The organism is Streptomyces sp. Ru62, from assembly GCF_002920615.1.
In the GTDB taxonomy this organism is placed as follows: Bacteria; Actinomycetota; Actinomycetes; order Streptomycetales; family Streptomycetaceae; genus Streptomyces.
Map to the genome: position 1 here is coordinate 1 of NZ_PQSU01000116.1, position 207 is coordinate 207.

At 73.9% G+C, this 207-nt stretch carries 1 protein-coding gene; it reads right to left on the reverse strand.

Annotated features, from left to right (window positions below):
* The coding region (locus C3492_RS43945; protein WP_146075825.1) for a PDZ domain-containing protein at nucleotides 1-207 on the reverse strand (207 nt) is incomplete at both ends.

Genomic DNA, 207 nt, shown 5'->3' on the forward strand with positions numbered 1-207 from the left:
ACATGGGTGAGCACGGCGCCCTCGCGGATGCCCGTGCCGGCCAGCGGTGAGCGGGCCTTGGAGTCGGAGGAGTCGCCGGACAGGATGCGTTTGACCACCCAGCGGCCGTCCCGGCGGACGAAGTTGGCGCCGAGGAGGCCCTGCCAGCGCTGGTAGTGCGGCGGGCCCTCGTTGCGGCGGGCGGCGGTGACGTAGGCGTGCGAGGTG